An 18,026-nucleotide genomic window follows, 5' to 3' on the forward strand; every position below is an offset into this window, starting at 1 on the left:
TGTGTATAGGTGCGTCTCGACGATCTGACGACAAGAATCTTTAATGAAATCTACTATAACGCCATCACTCCAGATTCATTGCAAAACTTTCATGAATAATTTTTAAATTTTATATAAATATAATTTATTAAAAATCCGAAATTGATCAATCTTAAGTTATAAAAAAAGCTTCCGAAAAAGCTTTTTAATTGAAAGGATTATTTCTGCTTGATGAAATAAAGGCCTAAGCACTTTTTACCTTCCAGATCGCTGCATAATTCAGCCGTTTTTGCCGAAATCCATTTCAAACCTAACCGGATTTGTGCCTTGCTATAGTCCGTGGCTTGATTGCCGCAGCCGGCCTTTTTGTTGTCCGCGCCAACCGACATTGCAAAAACATCAATCTGGTTCGGATCCTGCGTACGGATGACAGAAAATTCACCTGTCATTTTTTTCTGCTTCGCGCTATAGGCCACTTGCGCTGGCTGGGTAAATTGGTACGTTTCTGTGCATTTGGTCTGAGCATTGTACACAGACCATGTGCCCCAGAAATTTTTCTGTAAATCCATTTGAGTTTTATCAAAGGCTTGGGCCGAAAATGCACAGACACTTGCCAAAGCAAGGCAGGAGATTTTTTTAAACATTACATTTCAACTATAAAAATGCCATGCCTGAAACAGGCATGGCTGAATACATCGGTTTGATGAACTTGAGCTTACCAGCTGACATTTACGCGGCGGTTTGGCGCCAAGCATTCCACAGTCGATGCCGATTTTGTTTGGCCTTCACATTCCTTATAAATGCGGGTTGAACCATTGGCATCGATATTAATTTGCGCTGCTGGAATACCGTTTTGGGTAAGCAGATACGCCACAGTATTTGCACGCTGTGCAGACAAAGCCTGGTTATAGGTAAAATTGCCTAATTTATCGGCAAAACCAGTAATACGCACTTGCTTGCTGCCAGACTTTTTAATAGCGTCGGCAATTTCTTCAACACGGCTGAAGTCGCGGTTAAGCGCTGCTTCATCATGACGGTCAAAAGCAAACAGCACACTGGCTTGCTCGTTCGCCGCATCTAAACCAGACGCTACAAAAGCATTCGGATCTGCAGACTCGTTGTTGGCGCCATATTGCGCTAGCCCTTGGCAAGCTTCACCTTTCCAGTAATAGGCTTTTGCCAAATACTTTTTATCGAAGTCAATGCGCAGCTGGCAGCGCTTGTATTGCTGTGTTTCAGGTACACGAATGTCTAATACATAATTCCATTCACGCACAGCAAAGACGCCTTCGCTAAAGTGAGGATGTCCCAAAATATAGCGAATCTGGTCTTTGGTTAAGCCCGCATCCAAACGGTTCACCTGATGATATTCATAGCGGTGAACTTGGTCTAAATAGCTGTCTTTCACTTCCGGAAAATGAACCGATTCATCCGCCATGTTCAGGTCCAACTGTTCAGCGGCCCAAACTGGCGTGCTGCATGCTAGACCCACGATTGCTGAGCCGATAAGGCTTTTTAACATTGTGTTCATTGTCTTCTCAATATGTATATGTGCAGTAAAAGGACAAGAGGGAAAGAGCGCATGGCTCTTTCCCGTCTAATGCATTAATCAATCACGCCGCTGATGCCGACGCGCACGCTTGGATCGCCTGATGAACCTGCAGCCACACCGCCAGTCAATGACCAGCGGCCATTGTCGGCAGTTTTACGCAAGGTGACGCCAATGGCATTTTCACCGCCGTGGTAAGCTGCGCCCGCTGCATAGGTGTATTTGCCTGGAATGTACGGCGCATTTTCCAGCGCCATGGCTGCGGCAATGCCGGCATTGGCCTTTTTCTCTACATCGTCAATACGCTGATTGGTTGAGTAGAATGCTTGCTGCAACTGATCGCCTAAGTTGGTAATGCGGTCACCCAGCACTTGATCGGCTTGGTTTAATGCGCCCAAAGCATCGCCAACGTTATTGTAGCTGCCGCCATTGACGTTATACGCCGGCGCATCAAAGCTTTCAGTGATGTTGTTATAGCCTGCGCCGCCGCCCAGATACTGCGCCAATTGCCCCATATTCACCGCGTCACTGGTTTGCACGCCATTGCTGACATTGCTCACCGCTTTATTGCCCGCATCTACGCCGGAAGCAGTCATTGATGGGCCGTTTTTAATGCTCACGCCATTGCTGTCTATTGTGGTGTTGCCCGCAACGACTTTATCCGCATTGATTTCTTTCGCAGTAATACTGTTTAAAGTCATGTCATCTTTGGTTGCCACCACATAGTTTGTGCTGCCGTCTGCATTTTTAGTAGACGTCACATCAATGTTTGAACCCGCTGTGACTGTCGTTTTGGACTCAGTCGCTGCTTTGTTCACCGCTGCAAATGCATCATTAATATTGTTTGCACCTGTGCCGCCGATGTTGCTTAAGTTGCCAGCAGCATCATAAGCGCCTGCGCCCATCATGTCGTGGATTTGACCGCCATTGACTGCATCTTGTGAACCCGCAGCAATTTGACCGTCAGCCACATTGGTCACTTGCTTATTGCCGGCATCAATGCCGTTTTTGGTGACGCTTGGACCGCCGGCAATGCTTAAACCATTGTCATCAATTTTGGTATCGCCCGTTGTTACGCTGCCTGCAGCGCCCAAATTAAGGTCTTTATTCAAATCGACCGTAATGTTATTGCCCTGATTTGAAACTTTTAGATTGCCATCAGCATTGCTGAAATCAACGGTATCTCCCGGTTTCACATTGCTGGCTGCGCCGCCATTGGTGCTGACATTCCAGCCTTGGTTGGCATTGGCCGCCGCATTATTGACTGATTGAATGGCATCATGGATGTTGTTTGCGCCCGTGCCGCCAATATCTGAAGCGGTGATATTGCCTGTATTTGGATCAATAACGGTATTGCCGCCAATCAGGTTCGCCACATTGTTTTGCGCGTTATACAGCTGGCGGCCATTCACGGCATCTTGCGATGCTGCATTTACCGCACCATTCGCAACATTAGCAATAATCATATTGCCTGCATTAATGCCTGCATAACTGATGCTTGGGCCCATCGTAATGATGTTGCCATTGGCATCCAAAGTTTGGAAGCTTAAGCCATCAGCATTAATAACCGTACCGCCTGCATTTACAGAATCGACAGTTAGATCCGGGTTCAATGCAAAATCAATGGTATTGCCCGTTTTAGTGACTGTCAGGTTTTTCTCAGCTGATGCGGTGCCAATATCAATGGTTTCACCCGCAACCACGGCTTTTTCATTCAGTCCGTTGGCGCTTAAATTAAAGCCTTTTTCTAAGGCATTAATGTTCTTGTTAATAATGCTGTCTAAACGTGAATCCAGCGCATATAGCTGGCTGCCGTTCACAGCATCTTGTGAAGTTGAAGTCACTGAACCGTTGGCAACACTGGTGATTTTTTTGTTGCCTGCATTAATGCCTGAAACCAGAACACTCGGGCCGCCAACAATGGTTAAACCTTGGTTATTCAGTAGACTATTTCCAGCTTTCAACGAAGTCACATCTAAATGATCAGACGTTGCAACTTTATAGTCGCTGCTGCCGTCGGCATTTTTAGTTTCAGTCACCACCATGTTTTTGCCTTGGCTCACCGTGGTTTTAGCCGCAGCGACCGCTTCATCAATGGTGTTTTTGCCTGTACCGCCAATATTGGATGTACTGATATTGCCGGTATTTGGATCAATCGATGTATTGCCGCCAATCACATTCGCCACATTGTTTTGCGCGCTATACAGCTGGCTGCCATTCACGGCATCTTTCGAACTTGCAGTAACATCGCCATTGGCAACATTGGCAATTTTCTTGTTGCCTGCATCAATCCCAGAAGCTAGAATACTTGGACCGCCAGCAATGCTTAAACCACTGTTATTAATTGTGGTATTGCCGGCTTTTAATGAAGTCACATCTAAGTTATCAGACGTTGCAACTTCATAGTTGGTGCTGCCATCTGCATTTTGAGTGGCTTTCACTTCCATGTTTTTGCCTTTGCTGACCGTTGTTTTGGCTGCAGCTACGGCTTCAGAAATGGTGTTTTTGCCTGTACCACCAATATTCGACGCATTGATATTGCCGGTGTTTGGATCAATGGATGTATTGCCGCCAATCACATTCGCCACATTGTTTTGCGCGCTATACAGCTGGCTGCCATTTATTGCATCTTTTGAACTTGCAGAAACATCGCCATTGGCAACATTGGCAATTTTCTTGTTGCCCGCATCAATGCCATTTACGCCAACGCTTGGCCCTGTGGCAATGGGGTTACCGTTTGCATCCTGCCCCACAAAACTTAAGCCTTGGTTATTTAATACCGTGCCGCCTGCAGTCACCGAAGTTACCTTCAAATCCGGGTTCAATGCAAAATCAATCGTATTGCCGGATTTGGTCACAGTGAGGTTTTTCTCATCCGCTGCTGTACCAATATCAATCGTTGCACCGGCCACAACGGCTGCGGTGTTTTGACCATTTGCGGTTAAACTGAAACCTTGCTCAAGATTGGCAATATTTTGATTTAAGATCTGATCAATACGCGAATCTACCGCATAAAGCTGGCTGCCATTCACGGCATCGCTTGAAGTAGATGTGACATCACCATTGGCAACATTGGTAATTTTCTTATTGCCTGCATTGATGCCTGAAGCTAAAACGCTTGGGCCGCCTGTAATACTTAAACCATTATTATTAATGAGTGTATTGCCGGCTTTCAGAGATGTCACATCCAAATTATCCGCTGTCGCGACTTGATAATTGCTGCTGCCATCGGCATTTTTCGTTTCTTTAACCGTAATGTTTTTGCCTTCAGTCACAGTCGTTTTGGCTGCAGCAACCGCTTCAGAAATGGTGTTTTTACCCGTACCGCCAATATTTGCAGCAGTCACTGCCCCGGTATTTGGATCAATTACCGTGCTTCCGCCAATCAGGCTGGCCACATTATTCTGCGCGCCATACAGCTGACTGCCATTCACCGCATCTTTTGAAGCTGCGGAAATGCTGCCTGCAGCAACATCGCTGATCACTTTATTGCCGGCATTAATGCCAGCTAAAGTAATACTTGGGCCATTGGCAATGGTTAAACCGTTGCTGTTAATCAGCGTATCGCCTGCTTTCAAAGATTTAATATCTAAATCATCTGCAGTTGCCACGATGTAGTTGCTGCTGCCGTCCGTATTTTTTGTTTCTTTAACGGTAATGTTCTTGCCTTCTGCCACCGTGCTTTTCGCAGCGGCCACAGCTTCAGAAATGGTGTTTTTACCTGTACCGCCAATATTAGACGTACTGATATTACCTGTATTTGGATCAACTTTAGTATTGCCGCCAATCACATTCGCCACATTATTTTGCGCAGCATACAACTGGCTGCCATTCACCGCATCTTGCGATGTCGATGAAATCGCGCCCGCAGCGACACTGCTGATGACTTTATTGCCAGCGTCAATGCCTGCAGATGTAACACTTGGGCCGCCGTTGGCAATGCTTAAGCCCATGCTGCTTAAAGTGCTGTCGCCTACAGTTAAGCCTTGCGCATTTAAAGTATTGCCGCCCGCCGTAATGCTGTTGGCGACATTAATGTTATCACCCAAACGAATTTGAACTTGGCCATTCGCAACCAGCGTCTCAATATTTGAATCTGCGCCAACCACGTCAACAGCTTCACCCAAAGCTTTTTGAACCGTTCTGCCGTCTTGCGCTTTTAATGCAAAGCCTTTATTCGCAGTGGTTAATGCATCTGCTGCAGTTGTATTTACCTGCTGAATTGCATCATGCACATTATTGGCCGTTGTGCCGCCAAGATTCGGCGCTGTTACCGTTGTGCTGCCGTCTGCATTTTGAACCGTGGTCACCGCTGTGCCCATCAGGTTGCCCAGCTGTGAGCCATTCACGGCTTCTTTCGAAGTCGATGTGATCGCGCCAGCAACAACATTGCTGATGACCTTATTGCCAGCATCAAGGCCGCTCATGCTAATGCTTGGGCCCGTAGCTGTTCCAGCCGCATTAGTGAAACTTAAACCGTTATTGCCAAGCGCTGTTGTATTGCCAGCCGCATCTTTCACCCTCAGCCCGTCGGTACTCAATGTGCTGTTGCCTGCTGTCAGACTGTCTACTTTCAAGTTATCAGAAAGCGCAATTTCAAGCACGGCATCCTGATCTGTGCCTGTTTGGCTCACTTTTAGATTGCTGTTGCTGCCTTTGACATCAAGCTTGCCCTTCGGACCAATATTTGCAGAATTTGCACCAGAACCTGTAACATTCCAGCCTGCATTTGCAGTGTTATTGACTTGCTGAATCGCGTCATTGATATTATTTGCAGTTGTACCACCTAAGTTTGACACCACAGTATTGCCATTGGCATCTGTTGTCACAGGCGCACCAATCAAATCACTTAATTGGCCGCCATTCACTGCATCTTTAGAGTTTGCAGCAATATCGCCTTTGGCAACATTGGTAACTTTTAAATCACCTGCCTGAATTCCAGTAGACGCAACACTTGGCCCAGTTACAGCCCCTGCATTGTTTACAAATTGCAGGCCTGCATCGCTAATCTTGGTCGAGCCAGTTGTTACAGAATCTAATTTAAGATCTTTCTTCAATGCAAAATCAATCGTTGTACCGATACGCGATACCGTTAAATTACTTTCAGCAGCATCTGTTCCAATATCTAAAACAGCACCTTCACCGACTAATGATGGAGTATCTCCATTGCTCGCGACAGAAAACTTAGCCTGTACACCCTGTAATGCATTGGTAATCACGTTATCGACAGTTTGCTGTACAGCAAACAATTGACTGCCATTAATTGCATCGGTAGACGTAGCAGTGACGTCGCCTTTACCCACTTGAGTAATTTTATAATCACCCGCATTAATGCCAGTAGATGTAATGCTCGGACCTGCAGGATCACCTGCCGCAGTAATAAAGCTTAAGCCATTTGGGTTGAGGACCGTATTGCCTGCTGTGAGGCTGTCAACTGTTAAATCTTTCGCTAAATTAATTTCTAATTTCGCATCTTGATCTGTGCCTGTTTGCTGAACACTAATATTGCTGTCACCAACGACATCTAATTTGCCATTCGGGCCAATATTTGCGGAGTTTGCACCTGAACCTGTGACGTTCCAGCCGGCATTTGCTGCGGTGTTCACCTGCTGGATCGCATCATTGATATTGCTGGCTGTCGTGCCGCCAATATTTGACACTACAGTTTTACCGTTAGCGTCAGTGGTCACAGGTGCGCCAATCAGATCACTTAACTGACTGCCATTCACGGCATCTTTTGAAGCAGCGCTGATATCACCATTGGCGACATTAGTCACTTTTTTGCTGCCTGCATCAATACCGGCAGCCAGTACACTCGGACCGCCAGCAATGGTTAGGCCGCTATTATTTAAAACACTGTTTCCAGCGGCAATACTGTCTACAGTAATGTCTTTCGCTAAAGCTAGCTGTACGCCATCACTTGTAGTCGTGCTGGTAACATTGCTGTCACCCTTCACATTTATTGTTTCACCCAGCGCATAGTTATTATTGGTTTTGCCATCACCAAAGCTAATGCCTTTATTTGCTGCTGCTTGCGCAGCGTCCGCAGCTGTCTGCGCATTCGTTACATTTTGGTTGGTTTGATAAAGCTGGCTGCCATTCACGGCATCTTTTGAAGCAGCACTGATATCACCATTGGCGACATTGGTCACTTTTTTGCTGCCTGCATCAATACCGGAAGCCAGTACACTCGGACCACCTGCAATCGCTAGACCATTATTGTTCAGCGTGGCATTGCCAGCTGTCACAGACGTTACATTTAAATCATCTGCTGTTGCAACTTCATAATTGGTGCTGCCATCTGCATTTTGAGTCGTTGTTAACTCAATATTTTTGCCTTTACTGACCGTTGTTTTCGCTAGAGCAGCCGCTTTTTTCAGCTGTGAAACATTGACTGCATCTGTATCTGCAGAGCCTGCACTTACCCCCGTAATACGGCGGTCCCCAATATTCATTTCGCCTTTGGCAGTGCCCCCGACCAAATAGGCTTGATTTGACAAAGTTTGACTGTTTGCAGTTGATCCAGCACCCATGGCGATAGAATCTTTATTATTTGCTACCGCGCCATTACCAATGGCAATTGAGTTAGATGCAGCTTGTACAACCTTTGCATTTGTTCCCAATGCAATACTTTGCTCTGCTTGCGCTTTAGAAATTGCGCCAATCGCCAGCGCGCCGCCGCCAGACGCATTTGCATAGACACCCAATGCTGAACTTGCATCGCCACTTGCAGTTGAGGTCATACCCAAAGCTACTGCAAAATCACCAGAAGCTGCCGACTGCGTCCCCATTGCAGTTGCGCCGGCACCACTTGCAGTGGTTGAACGATAACTGCCGCCTGCTGCATTACCCGCAACCAAACGGACACCTGTCAATGCCTGATAAGAGTCGTTAACCGCCTTATCATTGGCAATACGGTCAATATCATCGCCGCCAATAGCAATAGCTGAATTGCCTGATGCAATCACATTGGCACCTAAAGCAACCGATTGGTCACCGCTTGCTTTGGTTGAATAGCCAATCGCAACAGATTGATTTGCACCACTGACTGCACTGGCTGTACTTGCATCTGTACCTATTGCAATTGAATTGGATACCGCAGCATTACCGCCACCGGCAGCAAATGGAGCGGTCCAAGCTCCAGAAGAAAATGTCATACCGACCACCAAAGGCAGAATCACTGACTTAAGATTTTTTGATTTCGTTTTTGAATGACTTTTTGCCAACTCAGAAACAGCAATCCAAGCTCCTAACGAAGCATTCCACACAACTTTATAGACTTTATTCATCTAAATCTGGCTCTCTTTTCAATGAATTTATGTGTTTTAATTTCAATGATTTCACACACAAAAACACAACAAATTACGTCCATAAAAATATGTTTGATCTATTTTATTTTAATCTGTTTTTTAGTAAAACATGAATAATATACAAAAAATAACCACCATTCTTATCTTAAAGTTATGTTTAATATGATTTTATTTAAAATATCTAAATAAATTATTTTTACTGTTTAGTAAAACAAAAGGATTTCGGTTTTTACAAAAATAAATCATTAAATATTTTTAAACAGTCACTTTTATTTATTTAAAAAAACTAAACTTTTATACATTTTTTATATTAATTAACAAATTTTGGCTGACAAAGGTTTTTTGAACCATGTTTGATATAATCAGCTTTTAATTTTTTAGGCATACATGTGAAAATCGTCTTTGCGGGTACACCTGAATTTGCAGCTGAAGCACTGGCTGCGCTGATCAATACAGATCACGAAATTATCGCGGTCTATACTCAGCCTGACCGCAAAGCTGGACGCGGACAGAAGCTGACAGCATCTGCTGTCAAGCAATTAGCCCTCGAACACAATTTGCCGGTTTATCAGCCCTTGCACTTCAAAGCGTCAACTGAAGAAGGCTTGGCTGCGCAAAAAGAATTAGCTGAATTGAACGCCGATGTCATGGTTGTGGCCGCTTACGGCCTGATCCTGCCTCAAGCGGTTCTGGATATGCCTCAATACGGCTGCCTGAATATTCATGGCTCATTATTGCCCCGCTGGCGCGGCGCCGCGCCCATTCAGCGCGCGATTGCAGCGGGAGATGCAGAAACAGGCGTAACCATCATGAAAATGGCGGCAGGCCTGGATACCGGCGACATGATGTATAAAACCATTTGCCCAATAGACGCAACCGACACGTCAGCCAGCCTGCAAGATAAATTAGCGCTTCAAGGCGCGGAGGCAATCGTTGCGGTTCTCGAGTCTGAAGAAAAGCTTAAGCATTACTTAGACACCCGTGAAGTTCAGGACGAATCACTCACGGTCTATGCGCATAAATTGTCTAAAGCGGAAGCAAAAATTGACTGGTCTCTGGATGCGGTCAGCATTGACCGCAATATCCGCGCATTTAACCCATGGCCTGTAGCTTTTATTCCGCTGGACGAAAGCAATAACCTGCGTGTTTGGGGTTCAATGCTGTCTGAGCAAAATGCTGCCGGAAAGGCGCCTGGCGCTATTCTCTGTTTAGACAGCCTTGGCGTTCATGTGGCTTGCGGCAACGAAAAGGCCGTTTGCCTCACCAGCCTGCAATGGCCCGGCGGTAAAGCGTTAAATCCAGTTCAAATTAATCAAACTCAAAAACTATCAGCAGGAAATACATTCGCATGAGCCAAATTCAATCGTCTGCAAAAAATTTGAATTTGCGTGCGCAAGTCGTTAAGACATTACTGGCCGTACAAAATGGGCAATCTTTAACATCTGTCTTAAACCAGCATCTCAATATTGTTTCTGAACGTGACCGCGGCTTGTATCATGAGCTCAGCTTAGGCTGCTTGCGCCAGTGGTATTCTTTAAAAGCCATTACCCTGCCCCTGCTCACTAAGCCTTTAGACAATGAAGCCTTAGAAAGCTGTTTATATTTAGGTTTATATCAGCTTTTATGCACGCGCATTCCTGCACATGCCGCAATTTCTGAAACCGTCAACGCGGTCAAGCAATTAGGCTTTGAGCCGATGAGCGGATTGGTCAATGCCATTCTGCGCCGGGTTTCACGTGAAACAGAGGAATTCCAAACTACCTTGGGAAATAGCCATGGCCTGCCAAGCTGGCTATTCAAGCGCCTGAAAAAAGACTGGCCAGAACAGCTGACGGAACTCTGTCAGAATCTGAAGCAGACTGCGCCGCTGACCCTGCGCGTCAATCAGCGTCAAATCAGCCGTGATGAATATCTTGAAATTTTAGATGAAGAACAGATCGGCGCGCATGCATGCGATCTTTCAGATGCCGGCATTGTCCTTGAGCAAACAGGCAATATTACCCAACTGCCGGGTTTTGAAGAAGGCGGTTTTTCAGTTCAGGATGAGCATGCGCAATTGTGCGCCATGCTGCTGCCCAATCTTGACGACAAAGTTGTCGTGGATGCCTGCGCTGCGCCAGGCGGTAAAACCGCGCACATTTTAGAACGCTTCCAGCCTAAAAAATTAATTGCGCTGGACCATGACGCCAAGCGTTTGCTCCGTGTTTCGGAAAACTTAGAGCGCCTGGAATTAAGCGCGCAGGCGGATGTCGAAATTATCACTGCGGATGCAGCCAAATGGACTGCGCCAGAACCTGTAGACTGCATTGTGCTGGATGCGCCATGTTCCGCCATTGGCGTCATGCGCCGCCATCCGGATATCCGTTTACTGCGCCAGTCGGCCGACATTCAGCAAACTGCAGATTTGCAAAAGCAGATTTTGAACCACATGTGGGGGCAATTGAAAGTCGGCGGAACACTGCTGTATATCACATGCTCTATTTTAAAAATTGAGAATGAACAGCAGATGGTGAATTTCTTTGCGGAACATGCAGATGCCGAAGAAATTAAAATTGAAGAAAATTGGGGGCTGGCGCAAATCCACGGCCGTCAGCTCTTGCCTGAGAATGGTTTTGGCGACGGTTTCTATTATTGCCGAATCCAGAAAACCGCTTAACACCCCTTGACGCTCTCCCCCCGCTTAAAAGCAGAAGCTGAGCAGGCGCGGATAAAAAAAGCAGGCTGTAAAGCCTGCTTTTTTTTCGGGATAATTATTAAAGCGTGTGCTGGTCCTTCACATCTTCCAACACATCATCCAGCTCTTCCGGGTTCTTCATTAAATGCAGAATGGACAACGCCAATCCGCCCCATAAAAACACCATGGAAATCACCATCATCACAATTGCGGAAGTATTCATCTTAACGCTCCTCACGGTCTTTCATTTGCGCCAAAATAACAGCAACCACAGCACAGAACATCACACAGCCCCAGCCAAATATCCATTGAAGGCTGGCGCTGTAATCACCATAGCCTTTCATCAGCAGGTGGTAAACCGTCATGGCCAGCGTCACCAGCAGAATAAGTGAAGTGATCACCGTTAAAGTGAAATCCCAGCCCTTGCCCAATTTTACCGTAGAAATGGCATTCACATGATTTTTAATTTCCAGTAGCGCCGAACGCTTAAACCAGGCAATGCAGACAATCGACAGCAAAGCGCCGCCAATAATGCCGATGTTATTGATGAAATGATCAATAATATCCACCAGCTTAATTGAGTTCACACTGGAAAACAGCGCAATAGAAACCACTGCGCTTCCGCCGCCGACAATCGTGACCGCTTTTTTACGGCTCCACTTCAGCTTATCCATCATGGCCGCAATTGGAACTTCCAAAATACTGACCATTGATGAAATGCCCGCGACAAAAAGCGAAGTGAAGAATAAAAAGCCAAAGAGGTCTGAACCAGAACCCATGCTGGAAATAATTTTAGGAAAGGCAATAAAAGCTAAGCCAATTCCGCCGCTGACCACATCCTGAACATTCGAATTTGCGGTATAGGCCATAAAGCCCAGCGCGGCAAAGATACCGATGCCCGCTAATATTTCAGTCGATGCATTTGCAAAACCAACAATTAAGCCTGAACCGGTCAAATTGGTTTTCGGTTTTAAATAAGACGCATAGGTCACCATAATCCCGAAGCCTACAGACAGCGAGAAGAAGGTATGGCCATAGGCCGCCAGCCAGACTTTGTAATCCATCATGGCGGCCCAGTTCGGCGTAAAGAAAGCATTTAAGCCCGCTGCAGCGCCTGGCAAGCGCAATGCCTGAATGACTAAGACTGTAAACAGCACAAATAATAACGGCATGAAAATTTTATTTGAAAGCTCTACGCCTTTTTTCACTCCGCCGTATAAAATCACCAGCGTCAGCGCCCAAATGCCTGCCAATGGCCAGAAGATATGGCTGACAAATCTTGGATCAAAGCCGGCTGCATCACTGGTCTGCAAATAGGTCTTAAAAAAGAAGCCTTCAGGATCATGGCCCCACATTTGGCCAATCGAGAAATACACATAGCTGCCGGCCCAAGTCAGCACGCTGGCATAGTACAGGCCAATAATAATGCACACGCAGACTTGCCACCAGCCCAGAGTCTCGCCGCCGCGGAACAGCTTGCGGTATGCTTTTGGAGGCGAGCCGCTGCTTTTATGGCCAACCGCGTAATCTAAGAATAAAAGCGGTAAGCCCGCAGTAATTAAAGCAATTAAATATGGAATTAAAAATGCGCCGCCGCCATTTTCATAGGCAACATAAGGGAAACGCCAAATGTTGCCAAGCCCTACCGCAGATCCGACGGCTGCAATAATAAAGCCCGATCGTGACGTCCAGTTTTCACGAGTATCTGTCATAAAATATCAACCTTAGGCTTCTTTTGATGCTGCTTTTTTATCGATTATTCGCAAGCCGCAAAAGTGCCATTAAAAAAATAATTCTGTGTGTCTGAACATAGCGGCGCCGCCTTTTGAGCGGTATCAGCTAATTGCAAACAGGAAAATTCTGCTAAATCTTGCTTAAAGTTCTTTACAGATATTGACCTTTATATGAACTAAACAATACCGTCTTTTAAGCAAATTTTCTGTAATTTGTGGCTGAAATATTCACTTTTCATAATATATTTCTATTCATTTGAACAAATTATCAGCTTATTTTTTATACATTATTATTCATAAATAAACAAACTTTTTGGAATGTATTTGCCGCTTGAATCAATGCGCCTTTAAACCGCGCGGCTAACCGGCATTCAGCACATCATCAAACCGCTTTTTCAGCTCTTTGATATAAATTCCAAGCGATTTTTTCACCATTCATCAAATGCCGCTCTGCATCAGCCTAGTTTCAGCATGTCCGTCTGCCCTTTTAGCGCATTATTCATGTGATTTCCTTCATTTTTTATAAGTAAATTACAGTCCTAACGTTTTAATAGCATTTTTTTTAAAACAAACGGACTTCAGATTTTCTTTTCGCAGGAGCACATTCAAGCTATGATGCGCGTGGAATATGGGCACTTTTCAGCCGCCTCAAACTTTTAAAATTATTTTTCATAGATGGGATGCAACATGAAAGCTTTAAATCTCCTTTGCGCCATTCTGGGCATAACGGCGCTGCATAGCGCGCATGCTGATTTTATTGGACTCAAAGGCAGCATTGATTACTGGCAATACAATGCGGATCTGAGCCATCCGCAGCACAATCCCGCTCAGTCTGAACTGGATGATGACCGCGGACTTGCTTTCTCTGCAGCCATTGAACATCCTGTACCCTTTTTGCCCAATGTCAAAATTAAGCATATTAATCTGCAGGCAGAAAGCGCAGAAAGCTTTTCTGATGTTCAGCGTAACCAGCTCGATATCAATTACTCAGACTTTATTCTGTATTACGAAATCTTGGACAATATTATCAATGCAGATGTCGGCGCAGGTGTGAAAAGCATTGAGGGTGATATTCGCCATAATTACACTTCAACGCAAGATATCAGTGAAACCCTGCCTATGCTGTACGCGCAGGCAGGCGTAAAATTGCCTTTGACAGGATTGAGCGCGAATGCTGAAGTCAGCGTAGCTGGATTGAATCATGAGCAAGTCACGGATGCGCAGGCTGAACTGAAATATAATTTTATTGATTCTGCTTTAGTCGATGTCGGCGCAAAAATCGGTTACCGCATACTGGATATTCAATTGCAGAAAGATTCAGATGACGAAGCTAAACTGAAATTTAAAGGCCCATATTTAGGCGTAGAAGCGCATTTTTAAATGCATTGCCATGTACGCAATCGCTTACAAGCGTTGACGAAATGCAGTGCTATACAGCCATGCTGAATTCAAATATATTGAGATCATACAGAGACAGGATGTCTCAAAAGAGCAAAATTAAAAGAATAAAATTAAAGAAAGCAGGAAGCTTAGACCGAACAGGAGTTCAGTCGAAAACTGATACGAAAAAGCCCTTGGCAGGATACCAAGGGCTTTTTTCTTTGCAACCCGATTCTTTTAAGCGTAAAAAAGCCCCGATAACATGGGCCTTTTAATCAAGCATGAAATTAGCCCAATGAACGCTGTGCCTTTAACGCCTTTTTAGACAAAGCTTCGGCTTGAATCTCTTCAACGTCTGTTTCGCTTTTGCGGATAAAGAACACCGCAACAGCCGCAATCACCACAGGAATGCCGACGGCCATAAAGTTGACTTGATGCGGAAATTCTTTAGACAATAGAATACCGATCAAAATGGGCCCGACAATCGCCCCCGTACGGCCAACTGCGGACGCCCAGCCGATTCCTGTTGAACGCACAGATAACGGATAATATTGCGCCACATAACTGTACAGCAAAATTTGTGAGCCAATGGCAGAAGCGCCTGCAACAGCAACCAGGAAATAAAGAACCGGCTGCGGCGAGTTGAAGCCCAGCAGCGACAATGCAACCGCCCCTGCTAAACATAAGCTGATAATCACCGGCTTTAAGTGGAATCTATCTGCCAGAATGCCGCCGCCGACAGTCCCGATCACTGCACCAATATTCATCGCCAGCAGAAACATTAAGCTGCTGCCCATCGAATAGCCTGCCGCCATCATCAATTTAGGCAGCCAGCTGCCTAACGCATAGAGCGTCAATAAGCACATAAAAAAGCAAAGCCAGAATAAAGCTGTACCGATACCCCGGCCCTGCTGATACAGCGCCTTAACTGTTGTTCCGCCAGGTACAGTCACTTCCGACAGCTCAAGCTTTGTATCGGTACTCAAAGGCTGCTCAGGAGAAATCTTTTTCAGAATTTGACGCGCTTCCTCATGACGCTTAACCTTGACTAAAAAAGTCACTGACTCAGGCAAAAATTTCCATGCAAATGGCAATAACAGCAGCGGAAAGCCCGCAATAAAGAACATGATCGGCCAGCCAAAGCTTGGGGTAAACCATGATCCAAACAGCGCTGCCATAATTCCCCCCATGGCATAGCCGCTGAACATGGTTGTCACCAGCGTACTGCGCAGCTTTTTCGGCGCATATTCCGAAGTGAGCGCTACAAGGTTAGGAAGCACACCTCCTATGCCTAAACCGGCTAAAAACCGCAATGCGCCAAATTCAGTTGGATTCGATGCAAAGCCGCCCGCAAAAGTAAAACCGCTGAATAAAAATACGCAAATCATAATGACCTTTTTACGGCCAATCTTATCTGCCAGCGTGCCAAACAGCATCGCGCCAAACATCATGCCAGCCAATGCCGTACTCGCCAGCATGCCCGCTTGAACTGTAGTCAGCCCCCAATCTTTCATCAACAGCGGTAAAGCCACGCCATTAATCGCTAAATCATAGCCATCAAATAAAATTAAAATTAAGCACCAAAGCATGATGCTTAAATGCGATTTTGTAAATTTTGCATTATCTATGGCATTATTCACATTCATTGTGTTTGCCGACATGAGACCTCACCTCCAATTGTGAGATTAATTTCGGTTTACAATGCGGTTTTGAATGGTTTTTGTCCAAAATTTCAAAGGTATCACTCCATACCTTAAAAATATCAAAATCATAATTGGTAATAAAATGTCAGAAAAAGCTATAGAAAATTAAAATATTTATTTAATACTTAAATGATGAACCATGGGTCTAGTTTTATTTTTAATAAAAATCAATACGTTAATAATCTAAATTCAACAATCAGACAATAGATGATTTGATATAAAAATTGGCAGATTTAACCAGATAATCTATAAAAATTATGAAGGCCTAAGCCTATAGCCGCATTTATCCCTTAAATGACAAAAAGAATCAGACTAAATCATAATAAAACTCAGAATAAAATAATATTTGAAGCAATAAAAATACGCTGCATATTTTAAGAAGATCAATATCAGGGCTTCAGACTGCGCTCAAGGCTCTCCGCGGGCAATTATTTGCTATTTTTATTTAATGCATAAAAAAACACCCCTAACTGCTTGAGTTAGGGGTGTTTTCGAATAATGAGCTGGCGATGACTTACTCTCACATGGGTAACCCCACACTACCATCAGCGCTAAGAGGTTTCACTTCTGAGTTCGGGAAGGGATCAGGTGGTTCACTCTTGCTATTGTCGCCAGCACAACTGTTATGACTTTGCATTTGGTCTTATCTTTTCAGTGCCGTTGCTTGGTCAAATGAGTTATTAACAGAAGTACTTGAGTTCATTTAATTTGTTCATTGTATCTAGCTTTTTAACTAAATCAAGTTTGATTGATTATATGTGAATCAATTGAAGCATGATATACAGCTGCTTGGGCGTTGTATAGTCAAGCCTCACGAGCAATTAGTACTGGTCAGCTTCATGCGTCACCGCACTTCCACATCCAGCCTATCAACGTCGTAGTCTTCAACGGCTCTTTAGAGGACATAAAGTCCTAGGGAAATCTTATCTTGAGGTAGGCTTCCCGCTTAGATGCTTTCAGCGGTTATCCCTTCCGAACATAGCTACCCGGCGATGCGACTGGCGTCACAACCGGTACACCAGAGGTTCGTCCACTCTGGTCCTCTCGTACTAGGAGCAGATCCTCTCAAATTTCCAGCGCCCACGGTAGATAGGGACCGAACTGTCTCACGACGTTCTAAACCCAGCTCGCGTACCTCTTTAAATGGCGAACAGCCATACCCTTGGGACCTGCTTCAGCCCCAGGATGAGATGAGCCGACATCGAGGTGCCAAACACCGCCGTCGATATGAACTCTTGGGCGGTATCAGCCTGTTATCCCCAGAGTACCTTTTATCCGTTGAGCGATGGCCCTTCCATACAGAACCACCGGATCACTAAGACCTACTTTCGTACCTGCTCGACTTGTGGGTCTCGCAGTTAAGCGCGCTTTTGCCTTTATACTCTACGCGTGATTTCCGACCACGCTGAGCGCACCTTCGTACTCCTCCGTTACTCTTTAGGAGGAGACCGCCCCAGTCAAACTACCCACCAGACATGGTCCTCGCTCCAGATTATGGAGCAGAGTTAGAACCTCAATATTACCAGGGTGGTATTTCAAGATTGGCTCCACCGCAACTAGCGTCGCGGTTTCAAAGCCTCCCACCTATCCTACACAAGTAAGATCAAAGTTCAATGTCAAGCTGCAGTAAAGGTTCACGGGGTCTTTCCGTCTAGCCGCGGGTACACCGCATCTTCACGGCGATTTCGATTTCACTGA

At 45.3% G+C, this 18,026-nt stretch carries 9 protein-coding genes and 2 rRNA genes; 3 read left to right on the top strand and 8 right to left on the bottom strand.

Features of this window, described 5'->3' with window-relative positions; all coding sequences use genetic code 11:
• Positions 1-197 precede the first annotated feature (197 nt).
• The 3 genes from F941_RS13590 to F941_RS13600 form a co-directional block, all read right to left on the bottom strand.
• Positions 198-623, bottom strand: coding sequence for a hypothetical protein (locus F941_RS13590; RefSeq protein ID WP_005012334.1), 426 nt, complete (start codon positions 621-623; stop codon positions 198-200).
• Between the two features lie 71 nt (positions 624-694).
• Positions 695-1,510, bottom strand: a complete 816-nt coding sequence (gene tpgA / locus F941_RS13595; protein WP_005012336.1) for a trimeric autotransporter adhesin/peptidogylcan-associated protein TpgA — start codon at positions 1,508-1,510, stop codon at positions 695-697.
• Positions 1,511-1,584: 74 nt separating this feature from the next.
• Positions 1,585-8,817, bottom strand: coding sequence for an ESPR-type extended signal peptide-containing protein (locus tag F941_RS13600; protein WP_005012342.1), 7,233 nt, complete (start codon positions 8,815-8,817; stop codon positions 1,585-1,587).
• 410 nt (positions 8,818-9,227) lie between these two features.
• Here F941_RS13600 and fmt point away from each other — a divergent pair, with 410 nt between their 5' ends.
• The gene (fmt, locus tag F941_RS13605; RefSeq protein ID WP_005012343.1) at positions 9,228-10,190 is read left to right on the top strand and encodes a methionyl-tRNA formyltransferase; all 963 of its coding nucleotides are present in this window, start codon (positions 9,228-9,230) and stop codon (positions 10,188-10,190) included.
• A complete protein-coding gene (gene rsmB / locus F941_RS13610; RefSeq protein WP_005012344.1) occupies positions 10,187-11,494 on the top strand; it encodes a 16S rRNA (cytosine(967)-C(5))-methyltransferase RsmB in 1,308 nt (435 codons plus the stop codon). Before fmt ends, rsmB begins: the two co-directional genes overlap by 4 nt.
• 97 nt (positions 11,495-11,591) lie before the next feature.
• On the opposite strand, the gene F941_RS16300 is transcribed toward rsmB, so the two are convergent.
• Together F941_RS16300 and F941_RS13615 are read right to left on the bottom strand one after the other, a co-directional pair.
• Entirely contained in the window at positions 11,592-11,735 is a 144-nt protein-coding gene (locus tag F941_RS16300) for a methionine/alanine import family NSS transporter small subunit (protein ID WP_005012345.1), read from the bottom strand.
• Between the two features lies 1 nt (position 11,736).
• The gene (locus F941_RS13615) at positions 11,737-13,224 is read right to left on the bottom strand and encodes a sodium-dependent transporter (protein ID WP_005012349.1); all 1,488 of its coding nucleotides are present in this window, start codon (positions 13,222-13,224) and stop codon (positions 11,737-11,739) included.
• 708 nt (positions 13,225-13,932) lie between these two features.
• On the opposite strand from F941_RS13615, the gene F941_RS13620 reads away from it, so the two are divergent.
• Positions 13,933-14,625, top strand: a complete 693-nt coding sequence (locus tag F941_RS13620; protein WP_005012352.1) for a TIGR04219 family outer membrane beta-barrel protein — start codon at positions 13,933-13,935, stop codon at positions 14,623-14,625.
• A 287-nt stretch (positions 14,626-14,912) separates the two neighbouring features.
• Here F941_RS13620 and F941_RS13630 read toward each other — a convergent pair whose 3' ends face one another.
• The 3 genes from F941_RS13630 to F941_RS13640 all read right to left on the bottom strand — a co-directional run.
• The gene (locus F941_RS13630) at positions 14,913-16,286 is read right to left on the bottom strand and encodes an MFS transporter (protein WP_005012354.1); all 1,374 of its coding nucleotides are present in this window, start codon (positions 16,284-16,286) and stop codon (positions 14,913-14,915) included.
• Positions 16,287-16,829: 543 nt separating this feature from the next.
• Positions 16,830-16,944: ribosomal RNA gene (gene rrf, locus F941_RS13635) — 5S ribosomal RNA — on the bottom strand.
• A gap of 184 nt (positions 16,945-17,128) precedes the next feature.
• Positions 17,129-18,026, bottom strand: a 23S ribosomal RNA gene (locus F941_RS13640); the annotation flags it as partial.

The organism is Acinetobacter bouvetii DSM 14964 = CIP 107468 (assembly GCF_000368865.1).
GTDB lineage: Bacteria > Pseudomonadota > Gammaproteobacteria > Pseudomonadales > Moraxellaceae > Acinetobacter > Acinetobacter bouvetii.